Source organism: Microcoleus sp. FACHB-SPT15 (assembly GCF_014849525.1).
Taxonomy (GTDB): domain Bacteria; phylum Cyanobacteriota; class Cyanobacteriia; order Cyanobacteriales; family Coleofasciculaceae; genus Symplocastrum; species Symplocastrum torsivum.
Map to the genome: position 1 here is coordinate 220,032 of NZ_JACJNU010000006.1, position 18,795 is coordinate 238,826.

Genomic DNA, 18,795 nt, shown 5'->3' on the forward strand with positions numbered 1-18,795 from the left:
TAAGTAAATACCAATGACTTTATCTGACTGGCTTCTGGTTTTTTCGACAATTTTCTGCCTAATTACCCAAGCGATCACTATAAATGTAAATCCTGCGATCGCTCAAGAGGGTTGTCCACAACCCGCTCTTTCTCGCCTAACTCGCCATAAAGTTGCGGCAGGTGAAACCTTAGAAAGCGTGGCGAATCAATATAACCTCATTCCAGCGACGCTAATCAACCTCAATCCCGGCTTAAGAGGAGGGGCGTTGCCAGTTGGCAGAGAAATTCTGATTCCTCCTTTCAACGGTATCCGTGTGCAAGCACCTAGAGGTTCTAGTTGGCAAGATTTAGCTGCCTCTTACGGTGTCCGTGCTGATGTTTTGTACGAGATAAACGGCTGTCAAGCACAGCCTCAGCTAGTCTTCATTCCAGGGGCAAGTTCGCCAGCAGGGGCGCGTCCAAGTAGCGATCGCTTCACCGGATTTGCTGCTTACCCGTTGCCCTCTGAGGCTACAGTCGCACTCAGCTATGGCTGGCACCAAGACCCCAATACTGGGCAAGCGCGGTTTCACAGTGGCATTGATTTGCTAGCAGACCCTGGAACATCAGTACTGTCAGTGGATTCTGGAACTGTAGCGTTTGCCGATCAGCAGGGAAGTTACGGCAATTTAGTGGTTGTCAATCATCAGGGAGGACGCCAAACCCGCTATGCTCATCTTGGTCGTGTGAGTGTGGCGGCAGGTCAATTGGTGAAGGCAGGAGATACGCTAGGAATAGTTGGTTCTACTGGTCGCCCTGAAATCGACAGTCCACATCTGCATTTTGAAGTGCGCTACTACTCGTCTCAAGGTTGGGTTGCCCAAGACCCAGAACCAAACCTTAAGGCAAAACCAACAGCGAGAGCGGTAAGGTTCGGGTAGCCGTCCCTAAATTCATGTTGCGTAAATGTAGGTCGTCAGGTATCAAGATCGGAAAACTTGCTTAATAGGCCAGTTGAGAGAGCGGCATAGAGAGCAAAATCTTTCTCTACTCCACTTCGTTCTAACATTACGAGACAATCACCAGAGCAAAAACCCTGAAAATAGCTCTGAAAAGAGTCAGTCATCATGGACTATAGAGGGAAATTCACTATCATGGAATTTTCACAAGCACGGCATAATTTTTCATCAGCTATTACTAAGTTTTGAACAGAAAACCTTTTCCGGTTTCCCCGCCTAGCCCACTAAAAAAATTGGCTGCTAAACTGGCAACATCGCCTTTTAGAGGCACAAACTAGGGAAAGAATAAGAGAGGCTTCCGATCCTTCCTATGTTTCCAGCTCAACCTCCTGCTTTGGAGAGTGGATTTCGTGCCCTGCTGAAGAACCGAGCCTTTATGGTGTTATGGTTTGGGCAGTTACTATCCCAAGTAGCAGACAAAGTTTTTTTTGTTTTGCTAATCTCTCTTCTCGAAAGCTATCAATCACCGCAGATGTTTGAAAATTCAATGCGCTCTGCCGTGATGATGGCTTTCACGTTACCAGCGATTTTATTTGGCTCAGCGGCTGGGATTTTTGTTGACCGCTTCCCTAAAAAGCAAATGATGATCGCGGCTGACGTGATTCGGGCAATATTGATGCTTGCTATCCCCCTCTTGCCCAAACAGTTTTTCATCCTGTTGGTGATTACGTTTTTAATCTCTAGCGTGACGCAATTTTTTGCTCCTGCTGAGCAGGCAGCAATTCCCTTATTGGTAAAACGGGAAAATTTGATGTCAGCCAATGCTTTATTTACGACAACAATGATGGGTTCATTGATTGTCGGTTTTGCCATTGGAGAACCGTTGTTGAGTCTGATTAGAACCTGGGCAGGAGAAGATAGTCAAGAGGTTTTTGTTGCTGGGTTGTACCTTGTTGCAGCGGCGAGTGGCTTTTACATCAACATCAAAGAAAAAATAACTCGTAAGAGTAAGTTAGCGATTCATCCTTGGCATGATTTTAAGGAAGGACTGAGCTACTTGTGGAAAAATCGCTTGGTACGCAATGCGATGATCCAGCTAACTACCCTCTACTCAGTCTTTGCCGCATTAACGGTACTAGCGTTTAGTTTGGCAGAAAGGATTGGGCTTAAACCCACGCAATTTGGCTTTCTGTTAGCTGCCGCCGGAATTGGCTTAGTCTTAGGTGCTGGGGTATTAGGACACTGGGGCGATCGCTTTCATCATAAGCCTTTACCGTTGATTGGGTTTCTCAGCATGGCGTTTGTCTTAGCTGTATTCACCTTCACAGAACACATTTGGCTGGGATTAACGCTAAGTGCGGTGTTAGGATTAGGAGCCTCATTGATTGGCGTACCGATGCAAACTGCTGTCCATGCTTCGACAGAAGAATCGATGCGAGGTAAAGTCTTTGGCTTTCAAAATAATGTCGTAAATATTGCTCTGAGCTTGCCCTTAGCTATTGCTGGACCCTTAACCGATGCCGTCGGCTTACGCACTGTGCTAATTGGCATGAGCGCAGTAGTGGCAGTAGCGGGCATCTGGGCGTGGCGAAATACTCGCAAAGTTTTACAGGATGTTATTTGAAGTAGGTGATGTCATCTAATTGGGGTTACTGTCCTGACCCCATTGCTTGGGTGATTTGAAGAGCCTGAGCGAGAAGTTCCGAAGCTTTTTCCTTTTGTTCTCTTGCGGTGTATTGACTCGCTATCTCAGTCAAGGCTATAGCTTTGCTGTACTGGTTATCAATCGTTTGGGCGAATTGAAGCGCTTGGTCAAATTGTCCTATCTTTGCATAGCTATTTGCGATCGCACTTAACAACCAGGTTAGATTCAGCTCATTCGTTGAGAGTTCCCGAAGCGTCTGGACAACTTGTAAAGCTCGATCCGGTTGTCCTGCTTCTGCATACCGGGAAGCCACTTGAGTTAATGTAGCGATTTTCGACTCAATCGAGGTACCCCCAAGGCTTTGGGCAATCTGAAAAGCCTGATCGAGTTGTCCCGCTTCTGCGTAATGGCCAGCAATGTTAGACAACACCATAGCTTTTTCATCTGTATCGCCAATCATTTGGGCGACTTGAAGCGCTTGGTCAAATTGCCCTGATTCTGCGTACTGATGAGCAATGCTAGACAACACCGAACCTTTGCGGGAAGTGTCATTGATGGTTTGGGCAAGTTGAAGAGCTTGATCGTATTGTCCTACTGCCGCATACTGACGAGCAATGCTAGACAACGCCTCAGCTTTGCCGGAGGTGTCATTAATACTTTGGGCGAGTTGAAGAGCTTGATCGTATTGTCCTGCTACTGCATATTGACGAGCAATGTTAGACAACGCCCCAGCTTTAGCCGAGGGGTTATCGATGGTTTGGGCAAGTTGAAGCGCTTGGTCGTATTGTCCTGCTACTGCATACCAGCCAGCAATTTGAGACAATACCATGTGGCGTTGGGCATCATTGTCAATAGTTTGAGTGACGGACAGGGCTTGAGACAGAACCTCAATCGCTTGAGTCTTTTGTCCAACTTGTATATACCTGTCAGCAATTTCAACCAACATACCAGCTTTAGACCAGACATCATCAATACTTTGGGCAGCCTGAATAGCCTGATCCAAAACTTCAACAGCTTGGGCTTTTTGTCTTAACTTGATCGTGTGATCAGCAATTCTAAACAACGTCAAGGTTTTGAAGTTTGCATCATCAATAGTTTGAGCGCTTTGAATCGCTTCGGCTAGAATCTCAGCCGCTTGGTCAGTTCGTCCGACTTCTGCAAGTTGGGGAGCGTAGTAAGCCAGCATAAGTCCAATGAATTTGCCATCATCTATTTCTCTGATGATCTGAAGCGCTTGGTCGTATTGTCCGTCCTCCCAATACCGACTAGCGATGTCTGCCAAGTTTTCAAATTCATCATTATGACCCAAGCAGCCTGTTGCTGTTTTAGCAACTTGAATGGCTTGTGCTAAAAGCTGTGAACTTCTCGCTTCCTGTCCTGCTGCGGCATACTGACGAGCAATCTCAGCAATTGGCTCTGGTTTATTGCAGTTGTCGGAAATCGTCTGAACTAAGGGTAGGGCTTGAGCGAGGAGGTCTGCGGCTTTATCCTTTTGTCCTACTGCCGCATACTCACCAGCAATCTTAGTTAACATCCAGAGTCGGTCTATCTCAGAGCCAAGAGCGCTACCTCCTGGCAAGATTAGGCTTAGCAGTGCTGTAGTCGCCAGAATTTTATTAAGTTTCATTGCCGTTGACTCCGGTTTCAAGCAGGGCTACCCAGAAGCTGACTCCATACCTTACACAGTAAGGAATCAGGCATAGGTCAACTGTACTGTAAGCCTAGCCAACAACGCCAGCTAACGTTGACAGTTGTTGTGGATGAAAAGCTAAAAGATAATCGTTCAATAACTGAGAAGAGTTCGGACGTAGCAGCTTGAAAGTGATCGCTCCCCCTTCTTCTAAAACCAAGTTGCTAAGGACAGGAGAGCGCTTGAGTTTGTGACTCTTTAGTAGAGAAGATAAACAAGGAGTTGGCGTTGGCGGGAAGGGGTAATGCCCAAGAAGATAAGAGAGTTGAAAGCAATAGTGGCAAAAGTTGGGTATGTCCTTCAATCAGGTCGAGGTAAAGGAAGTCATACTTATTGGAAACATCCGTTGCTACCTGAAGAACCCTTAACTATTCCCGGCAAGGATGGGGATGATGCTCCGCTATATTTGGAGAAGAACATTCGACGGGTACTCAAAAAGCTCGAAGAGATTGAAAACGAGGAAGGTGAAGAATGAGCTATCACTACAGTATGGTGATTCAATGGTCAGATGAGGATCAGCTCTTCTTAGTTCACTTACCTGAGTTTCCCTGGCAGCAGTTTCATACGCATGGTAGAACTTATGAAGAAGCTGCCCAAAATGGTCAGGAAGTAATTGAGGCTTTTGTTGAGATGCTTACTGAGGAAGATAAACCACTACCAGAACCCAGAATTCTTCCGACAAAGCCGTTGCATGTTGCTTAGTTGAGTGTGGCAATAGTGCTGTCCATTCTAATGGACTTAAGTTGTCCAACAGGGACTTGAGTCCCTGTCGGGTAACCAGGCTTGGAATACCTAGCCAACAACGCCAGCTAACGTTTGCTCTTGCTGTCCTTGTGGTGTTTCATCTTGAGGCAATCCGAGGATATCTTTGTACATCTTGATGTACTGCACGGCTGATTTATCCCAGCTAAAGTCTTCTTGCATCCCTCGCTGCTGTAAGGTATGCCATTGGTCTTTAAAGCGGAAGGCTTCAGAGGCACGAGCCATACAAGTGTAGAAGTCTAACGGCTCATAGCGGTCAAAGCAGTAGCCCGTACCCGTTTGGTTAACGGGGTCGTGGTGGGCAACGGTATCAACCAAACCACCTGTGCGCCGCACGATGGGGACACAGCCGTAACGCATGGCTAGCATTTGGCTGATACCGCAGGGTTCAAAGCGCGAAGGCATCAGGAAGGCATCACTACCTGCGTAGATGCGTCGGGCGATCGCGTCGTTAAAGAGGAGTTGGGCGGATAGACGCCCCCGATAGCGGGATGCCATTTCCCACATTTGGGTTTCATAGTAGCGATCGCCTGTACCCAATATGACAAATTGGCTATCGGTGTATGCCATGAAGCGATCGAGAACTTGGATGAGTAGGTCAATCCCTTTTTGATCGACCAACCGCGTTACCATCCCCAACAGAAAGGTTCCGGCGTTCACTTGTAAGCCGATTTCTTCTTGCAGGGCGATTTTGTTAGCACTGCGCTGCTCAAGGGTATCAGCCGTGAAGTTGTGAGGGATGTATTTATCGGTTTGGGGGTTGTAACTTTCTGTATCAATCCCATTGACAATACCGACTGTCTTCCCACTGATGAACGACAGTAAGCCTTCTAGCGTTTCACCGTATTCAGCCGTTTGGATTTGCTGGGCGTAGGTGGGAGAAACTGCGTTTACGCGATCGGCAAATTGAACTGCTGCTGCCAAGGTGTTGTGACCTTGCATATACCAAGGACACCAAGTCATCTGATCTAAGCGCCAGCGCCAGGGTCCCTGATAAGCGAGGTTGTGAATGGTGAAAACTGTACTAATATCAGGGTCTTGGTGCATCCACACCGGAATCATGCCCGTGTGCCAGTCGTGGCAGTGGATAATTTGCGGCTTCCAGTAGTTCCAGGCAAATTCAGCTGCACCATTCGCAAAGAACGTGAACCGCCAGTCTTCATCTGCCCCACCGTAAATGTTACGACCAAGGAAGGATGAATGCCCGAAGAGGTACAGAGGAACATCAGTTCCCGGTAAAATCGTCTCATAGACACTAAAGTTCTGGAACATGGCGTAGCCATTCCAGATTGGTTCACTAGGAACTTTCATCTTGTCGGGCAAGAAGCCGTAGTAAGGCATAAAAATCCTCACATCATGCCCCATTTGCTTGAGAACCTTAGGCAACGCCCCGACAACATCCCCCATCCCCCCAACTTTTGCGATCGGTGCAGCTTCTGCGGCAACAAATAGAATTCTCATATTGATTGTTGTGTTCCTTTAGTCTCAGATAATAGTACCCAAAGAACGCATAATCGTATGTGTTGGAGAGCGATCGGTGGGGGAGTTATCTGTCGGTTGGTTAGCATTATGACAATCTGTCTTTTGACATTGATTATTCTCTAGATTCAAATTAATCAACGGTGACTTTTGATTGTGCCGTAACCTGTGCGTTTCACAAGCGATGGGAGAGTAAATTAGATGTGGGATGAGCGATATGGCAAAGCTGAATATGCGTATGGCACAACACCCAATGACTTTCTTGTTTCGGTTGCCTCCAAAATTCCACAGGGAAGAGTACTGTGTTTGGGAGAGGGTGAAGGTCGTAACGCGGTTTATCTTGCCTCACTAGGTTATGAAGTGATTGCAGTTGATCAATCGAGAGCCGGTCTTGCCAAAGCAGAACAATTAGCCGCACATCGACAGGTTCAAATTCAAACAATCACAGCTAATCTAGCTGATTTTATAATTGAGCCGAAGTCCTGGCAGGGAGTGGTTTCTATCTTCTGCCATCTCCCATCTGCGTTATGGCGACAAGTTCATAAATCTGCGGTTGCAGGTCTTACTCAAGGTGGTGTGTTTGTGTTGGAAGCGTATGCACCGCGTCAGTTGCAGTTTCTGACGGGTGGACCAAGAGACTTAGATATGTTGGTTTCACTTGATACTGTAAGAGCAGAACTAGCCGAACTGGATTTGGAAATAGCGCAGGAAATAGAGCGTGATGTTACAGAGGGAATTTATCACACTGGAATAGCGGCTACAGTTCAAGTGGTTGGGAAAGCACATTGAGTCGGTTGATGATTTCGGTTTAATCAAGGAGGCGCTGAACAAGAAGAATCCAGAAGTTTAGGAGTTTTGGAGAGTTCTACTACTTAACGTTTGCCCCGGCTTTGCCGAAAGCGATCGCACTTGCCCGACCAATACCCGAACTACCGCCAGTGACAATTGCGACTTTCCCCGTCATCTTATAGCAAGCAGCAATCAGCTTTCAGCGGTCAGCTTTCAGTCGAATAGGCTCCGGCTAGGGCGCATAGCCTCCCGTTGATGTCCTAACCTAAATGGCTACTGCTATACTTTCCATTTCAGTTTCTCCTGACTGACTCCAAGGAAAGCTTATCGAAGTTGCCTTGTATAAGATTGTAAATTCTTGCTCAATTTGCCAATTGTTAAAAAAATGCGATCGCCCTTGCAAGCGAAAGGCGATCGCATCCTATAACTCACGGTCGTTGCTGGACAACTTAAGCTGCGTCAAGATTGGCAAATCAGCATTCTAGCCGCGCTGAATTTCAGCAAAAATGGCTTCTAGAATTTCTTGTGCGCCTTGTTGCCGCATCCGTTCTGCAAGTTCAATCCCCAGTTTTTCAGCCTGACTTGCTTCACCGCTAAGCGTGTCCTTTACCAACTGCTTGCCGTCTACACTGGCGACGATACCCGTTAAGGTAAGAGTCTCCCCATCTAAATGAGTATTAACACCGATCGGCACCTGGCAACCACCTTCTAACTTACGCAAGAACGACCGTTCAGCATAGCAGCGTTGTGCTGTTGGGATATGTTCGATCGCCTTGAGCAATTCTAAGACTTCGGTATCACCAGCGCGGCATTCAATCCCCAAAGCCCCTTGCCCGACAGCATGAAGAGAAACTTCTGGTGGTAAAGTTTGGTGAATGCGATCGCCCATTCCAAGTCGCTGCAATCCGGCGACTGCCAAAATAATTGCGTCGTATTCCCCTTCATCCAGTTTTGCCAAGCGCGTGTTCAGGTTGCCCCGGATATCTTTAAAGGCTAGGTGAGGGAAGTGGTAGCGCAGTTGTGCCAGCCGCCGCAGCGAAGACGTTCCCACAACTGCCCCTTCTGGTAGGGTATCAATCTGCTTATCTTTGTGCTTTTCATGCACCACCAGAGCATCAGCGGGGTTCTCCCGTTCCGTAACAACTCCCAAGACCAATCCGTCTGGCAAGTTGGTAGGTAAGTCTTTTAGGGAATGAACCGCAAAATCAATGTCATTGCTGAGCATCCCAAGTTCTAGTTCCTTGGTAAACAGTCCCTTATCTCCAATCTTCGATAAGGCAACATCCAAAATCTTGTCGCCGTGGGTACTCATGGTTTGGACTTCAAAGGTGCGATCAGGAAAATGTTTTTGTAGTTGTTCCTGCACCCAGTAAGTTTGAACCAGAGCGAGCTGACTTTTGCGAGAACCAATACGAATCGTGCGGAGAGGAGTGGTAACAGTGGAGGACATAGAGCGATCGCAATTGAAAACTAGCGAATGGAGTCACTTGATCTAGACTACCGCAGCAAGAGACTGTGCGATGCATTTGAGAGAATTTGCAAGAATTTGGGTCATCACCCAAGCTCAAACGGTCTCCCCATCTCCCCATCTTCTATGTAGATTCAATGTTTGACCCTCCCCTGGCTTAAAGCACAGGGGATTCTAAGAAGTTGTTACGCAACGGGTTAAAACCACGTTGCTCCACATTCTTCTCTAGTTTTAGAAGATTAATCCTTCTTGGGGCAGTCAAAGACCCCCTAGACACTCCGGCAAAGCCATTGTGCTTACATTTCCTTCCGATGTTTAGGGAACCATTTAAGTCGCTATTAACCAGATGTCCATCACGAGTCCGATACAACCCTCGCTTAATCCGCTTGCCAGAGAACTGGTAAGTCTTGGGGTTGTCGGCATTGTACACAGGGATTTCATCACCATCAACAGCACTAGCTTTACTGGTGTAGGACTCTTCCTGTTCCGTGTAAATCAGTCCGTATCGCTCACACAACGCTTTCAACTTAAATCGCAGGCTGTGAAACGGGATTTGGACAAAGTTCTGGTTATTGCGCTTGCCGATGTTGATTTCCTGTTTGATTCCAGGGTTGTAACCAACAATCATCTGTGCAATCTGGTTCTTGATGCAGTGGTTCGCGATAAACCGTGCTGTCTTGTTCAGGTAATCTCTCACCTGATTGTTGCGACGAGCTACCAGCTTCACCTGCTGATTGGTAAAACCCTTAATGCCCTGCTTATCCTTTATGGATTGCAAGTGAGCATTCCGCTTGTTGTACCCTTGGTTAATCGATTTAATTGGTTTGCCATCCACAAGGAAGGATGCCCCCGAAGTATCAACACAAGCGGCAAGGTTATCCACACCCAAGTCAATGCTGATTGCACGACTTGGGTTAACTTCTACGGGTTCTGGCTCAGTCTCACTGATAAACTCTACCTCGAAGTATCGAGCGTTGTATTTGGGGTGGATTCTCACTTCTTTAACTTGATTAATATCAAGTCGTTTAGGAAATGGAATCCAAATCTCTCCATACTGCTTTTTAAAAGCTTTGGACATTGGAACCCTAAACTTCCCGTCCCTGACAACGATTCTAGGAATTATCAGCAAGAAGTAGCCATCTGCAGGCAGGTAGTGAGGAAGTTTAACCCGTTGTTGGTAACTCCCCCCTTTCACTGCACTAATCAACCCGTAGAAGCTTTTGAATGTTCTGTCTACTACCTTCAAGGTTTGTTGAGCAATATCAGTGTTAAGCAACTGGTAGTTCTCATTACCTTTACATTGGTGGTAGTTCGACTCGTAGCGCAGATGTTTACGTTCCTGAAAGAAGTATTGCCGAACCGTGTAAAGCCCTACGTTGTAGAGATTCTTGCTCATTCGGCACAATTCCCTCAGAGCCAAGAACTCGGACTTATTCAGTTCTCGCAACTGGTTCTTCTGAGTCAGGTACATAACCATCATTTCGCTACTGCTGGAATCATATAGCGAAATGGCAGGATAAATCCGGCTCACCCGTTTTCCTCCCTTGGCTAAAGCTCTTATGGTTTCCAACGAGGATTTTCTATGAGCTGCTGGTTAAGCCTGATTCCTGAGCCAGATGCCAGGATAGAGAAATATAGATAACTGGGTGCAGAGATATCGGTAAAGGCTTGCTTTAAGTAACAAAATTTTTACAATCCATGTCAGCAGCCAAAAACCCAACTTTGTTACCCATAAGAGTTGGCATCTTGCATTCTCTTAGCGGCACGATGTCCATTAGTGAAACGCCTCTAGTTGAGGCGGAACTCATGGCGATCGCAGAAATTAATCAAGCTGGAGGAGTCCTAGGTAAGCTTATTGAGCCTGTCGTTGAAGATGGTGCTTCTAATCCCGCTTGCTTTGAAAGCTTAGCGCGAAAACTCATCCAACACGAGTATGTTACTACCGTCTTCGGCTGCTGGACTTCTGCGAGTCGAAAAGCTGTCTTACCAGTCTTTGAAGCGTTGAATGCTCAACTCTGGTACCCTCTACAGTACGAAGGACTAGAGTGTTCCAAAAATATTTTCTATACTGGCTCTTGTCCCAATCAACAAGTTGAGCCAGCCGTTAACTGGCTGCTGCAAAACAAAGGCAGCAGATTTTATCTTCTAGGAACTGATTATGTCTTCCCACGTACTGCCAACAAAATCATCAAAGCTCAACTCAAACAGCAAGATGGCACAGTAGTTGGTGAGGAGTACGTTTCTCTAGAGTGCCAAGACTTTCGAGAGATTATTCTCACAATCCAGCAAGCTAAACCGGATGTTGTTTTCAATACCCTCAACGGCGACAGCAACCTCGCTTTTTATCGCCAATATCAAGAGGCAGGAATTACAGCCCAAGAAATTCCTATTCTTGCTGTCAGTGTTGCTGAAGTAGAACTCCAGAAGATTGGGGAAGCGGCTGTTGGTCACTACGCCAGTTGGAGCTATTTTCAGAGTTTGAACATCCCCAACAATCGGCAATTTGTTAAGAATTTTCAAGCGAGATATGGATGCGATCGCGTAACCTCTGACCCAATCGAGTCGGCTTACACTCAGGTTTATCTGTGGAAGCAAGCCGTGGAACTTGCCTCATCTTTTGAGGTGGAGCGAGTGCGTCTAGCGGCTTATGGTCAAAGCTTTGAGGCTCCTGGAGGATTTGTTTGCATCGAACCCAATCACCATGTTGGGAAAGCGAACAGAATTGGCAAAATATTACCGACAGGACAATTTGAAATTGTTGGAGGAAGTGATCATCCGATTAAACCACTGCCTTGGTTAGGTGTTGAAGAGTTGAACTTCAAGACTGCTGATGTGGTAATTGAAATGCTATCTGAAGTCAGCCAAGAGGTTCATAAAACTTGGCTGTTGGAGCAAAAGTCTCGTGAATTGGAAGCGGCGAGGGTAGAGTTACAGCGTGAAATTACCCAACGCCAGCGAGTCGAGGCAGTACTGCGTGACTCGGAAGCAGAACTCCATGCCTTGTTCGCCACAATTACGGATGTCGTCATCATCCTTGATGCTCAAGGGCGCTATCTCAAAATCGCACCCACGAATCTCTCACTGTTATACAAACCGGCTGATCAACTGATTGGGAAGACAGTACACGAACTTTTTGAGCGATCACAAGCTGATACTTTTCTTCGCTGCATCCAACAAGCACTCTTCACTCGGCAGACTGTTAATGTTGAGTACAGCCGTCCTGCGATCGGCAAACAAGAAGTTTGGTTAACGGCTAGCATTTCACCAATTTCAGACGATACAGTTCTCTGGATGGCGCGTGATATCACCGCTCGCAAGCGGGTAGAAGAAGCCTTACGGGAGAGCGAGGCGCGATTTCGGGCAGCGGCTGAGGGTAGTCTTGATGCCTTTTTCATCTTCCAGAGTTTACGAGACGAGGTAGGGCACATTATCGACTTTACCTTCGCTGACCTCAACGCCAACGGCGAACAGATGATTTCGATGACCAAAGAACAGGTGCTTGGTAAGCGAATGTGTGAACTTCTGCCCTTCAATCGCACCTCTAGCTTGTTGGAGAAATATATCAAAGTTGTTGAAACAGGAATTGTCTTAGAAGAGGAGTTTCCGGTTTCAACACCACAAGTGCAAGCCTCCTGGCTTCACCATCAAGTTGTCCCCTTAAGCGATGGCATAGCGATTACGTTAAGAGACATTAGTGAACGAAAACGAGCAGAAGAAGCCCTTAAGGAAAGTGAGGAACGCTATCGGGCTGTTGTTGAGCAGAGTGCAGAAGGCTTGTATCTCATTGATGCAGTCACCAAGCGTGTTCTGGAAGCCAATTCTACCTACCTCAATTTACTCGGTTATACTGCTGAGGAAATTCTGGAGCTGACTCTTTACGATCTTGTGCCTGTTGATCGAGACGTTCTAGAGGTAAGAATTTCGCAGATTTTAAGGGAAAAACATCTTTATCTAAGCGAAACGCAGCACTGCCGCAAAGATGGCTCTCTTGTTGATGTTTCTGCCAGTGTTAGCCTAATCTCCTACAGGAGTCGGAAGGTTTTCTGCGTCGTCGTGCATGATATTACCCAGCTTAAGCAAGCTGCTGCCGCGTTGCAGGAGAGTGAAGCAAGGCTCAGATTAGCCCTGGAAGCTACCCAGATGGGGACATGGGACTGGAATATCGTGACCAATGAAGTCGTCTATTCTGACCAACTCGGACCCGTATTTGGTTTGCCTCTGGGTATGTATCATCCTACCTATGAAGCCTTTCTGGATTCTGTCTATCCAGAAGATCGGGAGTATGTGGCTCAATCGGTGGCTTGTGCGCTTACAGAAGGAAGAGATTACGCGATCGAATTTCGAGTGATTTGGCTGGACGGAACCCTACATTGGGTAGGATACAAAGGTCAGGTTTACTGTGACCCTACTAATAAGCCAATACGCATGGTTGGTGTTGCAATGAACATTACCGAGCGCAAGCTAGCAACCGAGGCTCTACGGCAAAGCGAGGAACGGATGCGGGCACTTTTGGATGCTATGCCTGACCGGATGTTTCGCCATCGGGTGGATGGCACCTATTTAGACATCAAGGCACAAGCAGATGACTTGCTGATTCCACCCGAAATGTTGATTGGGAAGAATTTGCGTGATGTGCCGATGCAGGAGGAGGTAAGAGAGCAGTTGCTTAGCCTAGTTCGGGTAGCTGTCGAAACGGGTGAGCTACAAACCTATGAACATGAACTAGAAAAGGCTGATGGGGTTCATAGTTTTGAGGCACGGATTGTCAAGAGCGGTGTTGATGAAGCCGTCTGCATTGTGCGCGATATCACTGAGCGTAAGCAGGCGCTTGATGCTCTGCGGCAAGCTGAGGAACGGTATCACAGCATTTTTGAGAATTCTGATCAGGGGCTATTTCAAGTAACACCGGATGGGCGTTATCTCAGTGCGAATCCAGCACTAGCCAGAATTTACGGCTACAAGTCTCCTGAAGACTTGATTGCCAATTCGACGGCTATCAGTGAGCAAATTTACGTTGACTCCCAACGCCGAGGGGAGTTTTGGGCGCTAATGGACGCACAGGATCGGGTATCAAATTTTGAGTTACAAATTTTCCGTCAAGATGGCAGTATTATCTGGATTTCGGAAAATAGCCACGCTGTTCGTGATGCTGATGGGGAACTGCTCTACTACGAAGGCAGCATTGTTGATGTGACAGTGCGTAAGGTTTGGGAAGAAGCACTCCGCTATCAACAAGCCTGTGCTGAAGAACTGCTATTGAATATATTGCCGGAGCCGATCGCGCAACGGCTAAAGTTGGCGGAAAGTACGATCGCGGATAGTTTTGCTTCAGTCACGGTTTTGTTTGCTGACTTGGTTAACTTTACAGAAATTTCTGCTCAGATTCCTCCCAGAGAATTAGTGGTTTTGCTCAACCGGATATTTTCTGAGTTCGATCAACTCAGTGAAAAGCACGGTTTGGAGAAGATTAAGACGATTGGCGATGCCTATATGGTAGTGGGTGGTTTGCCCAAACCTAGAGCTGACCATGCAGAAGCGATCGCAGAAATGGCACTGGATATGCAACAGGCAATTAGTCGCTTCAAACGCGACAACAACGAACCGTTCCGCCTCCGCATGGGTATCAATACGGGGCCTGTAGTCGCAGGGGTGATTGGTACAAAAAAGTTCACCTATGACTTATGGGGCGATACAGTGAATGTTGCTAGTCGGATGGAATCCCAAGGTATGCCAGGGGGGATTCAAGTCACAACGACAACGTATGAACAGTTACGTGATAAGTATGTTTTTGAAGAGCGAGGTACTACCCTGGTTAAGGGTAAGGGAGAAATGGTTACTTACTGGCTTATGGGAAGAAAGGGTAGTTAGTTGTTGGTTATTGAGGTTGTTGTCAAGGCATTAGAGAAGGCGATCGCGTTTTTGGATCGGTCAACTTTCACATTAAAACGTAATAAGGCAATAAACATTGCTATATTCTAAAAAAACAATTTAAGCCTTATGTTGGTGCTTATTAACACGAAAAACACAATAAGATTTTTTTCCTGTGTTAAGTGTTAATTCGCGCTACTTAAGGGATCAGGATTATCCCACATGCAAAAAGAGCAAATCAGGATCGATTTCGGACAAATTGAACTATCAGACTTGGAAACCGAAGAGGATTTTCGCAAAGAAGCTCAAAGATTGCTGCCAGAAGCTCTCGTTCAGATAGGCGAAGCGATGGGTGAACAGACATGGATTGCCTTACAAGAAAAAGTAAAAGGCTCACGCTCGAAAGGAACAACCTCGTCTAACGAGAAGCGCAAGTTTGTCAAAGAAGCAGGGAAAAACTACCAAAGAGGGGCGACGGCTAGAGACAGAAAAGAAATTGAGGACTATATCGTGCAGCAACTGCGTAGTCATCAAGAGTAAGCGGCAGCGGCTTTTAAGTTGCTTGCTTGCTTGTAATCCCTTCTTTGTTAGCCGTTGACGGTTGTCAGTCAACGGTTAACAGTGACAAAAAGTAATGCTTGTTCAATATTAAATTTAAAGGCACATCAGCTTATTAAAAAATTATCCTAACTGGGCACGGCTCGTAAAGGGTTTCCCCATTGCCTTTGATTTCGACAGTTTGGATAACTTTTAGCCGAGACGCAATTCGGTATAAATCAGAAGCAAACTGTTGGTGCAAAGCTTTTGCATCATCGTGTATGGGGCAATCAATAATCAAATTCCCCTTGTCCACTACAACTGTAGAGAATCTGATAAGTTGCCGATAACCGCGTCTACCATCGCCGAGAAGTCTTAGCTTAATTGAATTCATAGGTACTCTTTTCTTTACACTATTGATTCTTTGGTTATCGGATGTAACTTAAGATTAACTGCTTTACTCTTTCGAGCGGCGTATCTATATCTAAAACTACTGGTTTTTCTTGCCCAGCTATATTGAATAAAATCAGCTCTTCCCCAAACTCTATAGCTGAAACGCTGCCTTTTGCTGTTGAGAATACAGTGGCATTCATGGCAGGACTATGTAACTCGGCTTGAGATAAATGTAAACGAGAAGTATTTTCGGGAATAACATCTAGTACAGTTGCAACTTCTATTGGATGAACTGCTGTATTGATATTAGAATCAGAAAATGACCGTAGAAGAGAGTCAAGCATAAGTTCCTCAAGATGATTTTACCTCATTAAAATCAGGTCAAAAAGAGCAGACATTCAGAAAGTGCCCAGCCCAGCAACGATAGAACCATGAAGCAGAAAGTGATGTACTCGCTCATATTTATACTGTATTACTCCTAAATGCTCTTGGCTCTTAGAAGGTCACCATTAAAAATAGTTTTTTCTTACTTTTAAAGATAAAAAACTTGCTGGGTTTTAACTTCTGCCAAAAGTAAAAAATGTTAGAGCGCTCGCTTACAACAAAGTAAGACTAGGGTTAGATAAATAAGAATCCGGTAAAAATCTTGTATGTCTTGAGAAGGGGATTCGTGTTAAGAAAGGTTGTCTGGATGAACACAGATTGGAGAGAAACGAAAATCTTTGTCTTTGGGTTCAGTATCAGCAGCCGTATTGAAAGAAACAATGAGCAAGGAAATAACAGAATCGTGGATTTACTACTCAGGTTGGCTCAATCCTGATAGATACGCGATCGCATATTCCAAGCCTGCCACTACCCGTGCAAAGTGATCGTAGTTAACTTTGTCAGGGGTATCATTTGCGGTGTGATAGTAGGGATAACGAAAAGGTGCGGTATCCGTTACCATTATTCCGGGATAACCCTGCTGCCAAAACGACCACTGATCTGACCAACTAACACCAGTAATTTCGTTGGGTAGAGCAGTCCCTTCAGACGGAAATCTGGTATGACGACGGAAAGATGCGATCGCATCTGTTACCAGTGACTCGGAAGCGACATTGCCAACGAAGCTGATGAAATTCCCTTGGAGCGGGTAGATCGAGGATAGCTCAGGTAAAGGATATTTTTGGCTACCAATCTTGTCAGAATAGTACCCGATTGTTTCCAGACTGAGCATGGCAACGACGTTTTCCGAGCGCTGTTTGCACCGAGACGCATAAACCAGGCTTCCCATGCCTTCTGAGAAGAAAAAAGGCGGCTCCTCATTGACAAACTCAACAAACCGTAAGGTTCTAGAAGGCTTTTTCCCAGCAAACAGACGCGCCAACTCCAGAGTTGCGGCAGCGCCAGTGGCGTTGTCGTTTGCACCGGGACTGCCAGATACTGAGTCGTAGTGTCCGCCGATGATTACAATCTCATCAGCTCGTTGAGTACCGGGGATTTCGACTTCAAGATTGTAGTAGGTCTGGTTGTCAATGGTGTATCCCTGCCGTTGAACTTTATACCCAGCTTGAGCGAATGAAGCGTCTAGGAAATCAGCCGCCGCCATTAGTTCCTTGTAGTGTAGGAAGTTGCGTTCCCCAATTTCACTCCCCAACTTTTCGACATCTCGTTGAAGGGCATCCCGTAGCGCCACTTCCTTTTGGGTTAATGGTGGTAACTCCCCTCGATAGCTTTCTCCAGGCATTTGAATCATAGTCAACCAACCCCAGCTAATGAGAATACCCAGGATAATGAGGAGTCCCGTCAACAGGAGCAAAGCGGATTGAAAAGGTCGTTGCACGCCCAATGGACGGTTTTTGTTAGTGTCCCGCTCATCCACAACTTCTCTTCTCATAAGAAATTACAAGAGAGGGTATTCAAGCATTCCAGTAGCTTAGAAAGTTTGTCTGGCAGAAACCTGACTCTGTGGTGGGATATAGTGAGCGGCAGTGGCACTATAGCAGAAAGCTGTCAGCTATCAGCCATCAGCTTTTTTGTTTTCCTGACCAATAGCGCTTGTTTCACAGCATTGAACTTGTACCTCATTCACTAGAGAACTGCTACAAGCTGCTTAAACGCATCGAGAAATGTTTAATTAAAAACATCGGGTGTGTTGCATAGTAGTTGATGTTGATTAACAAGCATTATGTCTATTCAAGTTTACGGAATACCAAATTGCACTACCTGTAAGAAGGCTCTCAAATGGCTCGAAGATAACGGTGTTGAGTACGACTTTATTAATACAAAGGAAAATCCGCCAACCCGCGAAACGATCCAAAGTTGGGTGGATACTCTAGGTGCGAAGCCGATGCGGAATACTTCTGGTCAATCCTACCGGGTACTAGGTGAGGAGAAGCAGACTTGGGCTTCGGAGCAATGGATTGAGGCATTTGCTAAGGATGCGATGCTTCTCAAGCGACCGCTTTTCGTGAAGGATGGAGCAGCCGTGCTGGTAGGATTCAGAGACAAAGAGGATGTGATGCGGGAAAAGTTGGGGTTATAGATGCCTGTAGTAGACATCTTCAAATACAAACCCTCGTGAGAGAATAGCAAAAAATGTTACGTTCCAGATTGCACGCTGCCCAGAACCGAGCAACCTTGGATGGCTCCATGTTGGATAAAAGGATTTGTAGTCCTTCTTGTAAAACTTGTTGCTCACTCTTAACGTTGATCGCGCCATTGAGCAATTCATTCCGCCTTCCGTCTTCCATGTACTGCTCCAACGATTTGTCAAACGTAGATGATTTTGTACAGCCTGAGTTATGGTGATTCTAGTAATCTAAACTGTTGTTGGATCAACTGCTACAATCCCTTCACTTGCATAGCGAACAAAATCAGCTATATTGAACGTCAAAATGTGCGTCACACCATTTGACTTCATGGCAGCAACAAGACGGGCATCATGCACTTGAACCCCTAAGACACTGAAAGCGACGACAAGCCGACGCCACTCAGAGTAGAGTGTAGGCAGATCGGGCAACAAAGGGAAGAGGCGCTCGATCAAACGTAACAGCCGATCTGCTTCAGTGGGGGTTAAGCCAAATCCGTTTCTTGTTGTGGGTCGTGTAGCGACATTCCAAAACTCAACACAGTTTTGCGGTGTGACTTGCAGCTTATGTCCGTCAAGTCTCAGTTTCCGCACGGCAGCTCGTAAGATTGGGTGTAGTGGATGGTTGCGATCGGCAAAGCGTAACAGAACGTTTGTGTCTACGAGGTATTCCACG

The 18,795-nt window shown here is 46.3% G+C and carries 17 protein-coding genes; 8 read left to right on the plus strand and 9 right to left on the minus strand.

What is annotated here, in order from left to right:
* Window positions 1-13: 13 nt before the first annotated feature.
* Window positions 14-901: a M23 family metallopeptidase gene (locus H6F98_RS02285; protein WP_192217046.1), complete on the plus strand. Its 888-nt coding sequence runs from the start codon at window positions 14-16 to the stop codon at window positions 899-901.
* Between the two features lie 388 nt (window positions 902-1,289).
* A complete protein-coding gene (locus H6F98_RS02290; protein WP_192217047.1) occupies window positions 1,290-2,543 on the plus strand; it encodes an MFS transporter in 1,254 nt (417 codons plus the stop codon).
* 25 nt (window positions 2,544-2,568) lie between these two features.
* Here H6F98_RS02290 and H6F98_RS02295 read toward each other — a convergent pair whose 3' ends face one another.
* Window positions 2,569-4,191 carry a lipopolysaccharide assembly protein LapB gene (locus H6F98_RS02295; RefSeq protein WP_192217048.1) on the minus strand — a complete coding sequence of 541 codons (1,623 nt, stop codon included), beginning with the start codon at window positions 4,189-4,191 and terminating at the stop codon, window positions 2,569-2,571.
* Between the two features lie 307 nt (window positions 4,192-4,498).
* On the opposite strand from H6F98_RS02295, the gene H6F98_RS02300 reads away from it, so the two are divergent.
* Both H6F98_RS02300 and H6F98_RS02305 read left to right on the plus strand, forming a co-directional pair.
* Window positions 4,499-4,729 carry a type II toxin-antitoxin system HicA family toxin gene (locus H6F98_RS02300; RefSeq protein WP_192217049.1) on the plus strand — a complete coding sequence of 77 codons (231 nt, stop codon included), beginning with the start codon at window positions 4,499-4,501 and terminating at the stop codon, window positions 4,727-4,729.
* A complete protein-coding gene (locus H6F98_RS02305) occupies window positions 4,726-4,956 on the plus strand; it encodes a type II toxin-antitoxin system HicB family antitoxin (RefSeq protein WP_192217050.1) in 231 nt (76 codons plus the stop codon). The genes H6F98_RS02300 and H6F98_RS02305 overlap by 4 nt, the downstream gene beginning before the upstream one ends.
* A gap of 90 nt (window positions 4,957-5,046) precedes the next feature.
* Here the strand turns inward: H6F98_RS02305 and glgA are convergent, their stop codons facing one another.
* Window positions 5,047-6,477 (minus strand): glycogen synthase GlgA, encoded by a 1,431-nt coding sequence (glgA, locus tag H6F98_RS02310; RefSeq protein ID WP_192217051.1) that lies wholly within the window; start codon window positions 6,475-6,477, stop codon window positions 5,047-5,049.
* Between the two features lie 219 nt (window positions 6,478-6,696).
* On the opposite strand from glgA, the gene H6F98_RS02315 reads away from it, so the two are divergent.
* Window positions 6,697-7,284 (plus strand): cyclopropane-fatty-acyl-phospholipid synthase family protein, encoded by a 588-nt coding sequence (locus H6F98_RS02315; protein WP_192217052.1) that lies wholly within the window; start codon window positions 6,697-6,699, stop codon window positions 7,282-7,284.
* 481 nt (window positions 7,285-7,765) lie between these two features.
* Here H6F98_RS02315 and hemC read toward each other — a convergent pair whose 3' ends face one another.
* Both hemC and H6F98_RS02330 read right to left on the minus strand, forming a co-directional pair.
* Complete coding sequence (hemC, locus tag H6F98_RS02325) at window positions 7,766-8,734, minus strand: hydroxymethylbilane synthase (RefSeq protein WP_192217053.1); 969 nt, start codon at window positions 8,732-8,734, stop codon at window positions 7,766-7,768.
* A gap of 175 nt (window positions 8,735-8,909) precedes the next feature.
* Window positions 8,910-10,283, minus strand: coding sequence for a transposase (locus H6F98_RS02330; protein WP_313929781.1), 1,374 nt, complete (start codon window positions 10,281-10,283; stop codon window positions 8,910-8,912).
* 167 nt (window positions 10,284-10,450) lie between these two features.
* Between H6F98_RS02330 and urtA the strand changes: the two genes are divergently transcribed.
* Entirely contained in the window at window positions 10,451-14,620 is a 4,170-nt protein-coding gene (gene urtA / locus H6F98_RS33230; RefSeq protein ID WP_242058279.1) for an urea ABC transporter substrate-binding protein, read from the plus strand.
* Between the two features lie 222 nt (window positions 14,621-14,842).
* Complete coding sequence (locus tag H6F98_RS02350) at window positions 14,843-15,160, plus strand: hypothetical protein (protein WP_192217054.1); 318 nt, start codon at window positions 14,843-14,845, stop codon at window positions 15,158-15,160.
* Between the two features lie 133 nt (window positions 15,161-15,293).
* Here H6F98_RS02350 and H6F98_RS02355 read toward each other — a convergent pair whose 3' ends face one another.
* The 3 genes from H6F98_RS02355 to H6F98_RS02365 form a co-directional block, all read right to left on the minus strand.
* Entirely contained in the window at window positions 15,294-15,551 is a 258-nt protein-coding gene (locus tag H6F98_RS02355) for a hypothetical protein (protein ID WP_192217055.1), read from the minus strand.
* A gap of 34 nt (window positions 15,552-15,585) precedes the next feature.
* Window positions 15,586-15,894 (minus strand): hypothetical protein, encoded by a 309-nt coding sequence (locus tag H6F98_RS02360; RefSeq protein ID WP_192217056.1) that lies wholly within the window; start codon window positions 15,892-15,894, stop codon window positions 15,586-15,588.
* A 452-nt stretch (window positions 15,895-16,346) separates the two neighbouring features.
* The gene (locus H6F98_RS02365; protein ID WP_396810310.1) at window positions 16,347-17,285 is read right to left on the minus strand and encodes a M28 family peptidase; all 939 of its coding nucleotides are present in this window, start codon (window positions 17,283-17,285) and stop codon (window positions 16,347-16,349) included.
* A 432-nt stretch (window positions 17,286-17,717) separates the two neighbouring features.
* Between H6F98_RS02365 and H6F98_RS02370 the strand changes: the two genes are divergently transcribed.
* Window positions 17,718-18,074 carry a Spx/MgsR family RNA polymerase-binding regulatory protein gene (locus tag H6F98_RS02370; RefSeq protein ID WP_192217058.1) on the plus strand — a complete coding sequence of 119 codons (357 nt, stop codon included), beginning with the start codon at window positions 17,718-17,720 and terminating at the stop codon, window positions 18,072-18,074.
* 19 nt (window positions 18,075-18,093) lie between these two features.
* Here the strand turns inward: H6F98_RS02370 and H6F98_RS02375 are convergent, their stop codons facing one another.
* Together H6F98_RS02375 and H6F98_RS02380 are read right to left on the minus strand one after the other, a co-directional pair.
* On the minus strand, window positions 18,094-18,282 hold the full coding sequence (locus H6F98_RS02375; RefSeq protein ID WP_192217116.1) for a hypothetical protein: 189 nt from the start codon (window positions 18,280-18,282) through the stop codon (window positions 18,094-18,096).
* Between the two features lie 68 nt (window positions 18,283-18,350).
* Window positions 18,351-18,794, minus strand: coding sequence for a PIN domain-containing protein (locus H6F98_RS02380; protein WP_192217059.1), 444 nt, complete (start codon window positions 18,792-18,794; stop codon window positions 18,351-18,353).
* Window position 18,795 lies beyond the last annotated feature (1 nt).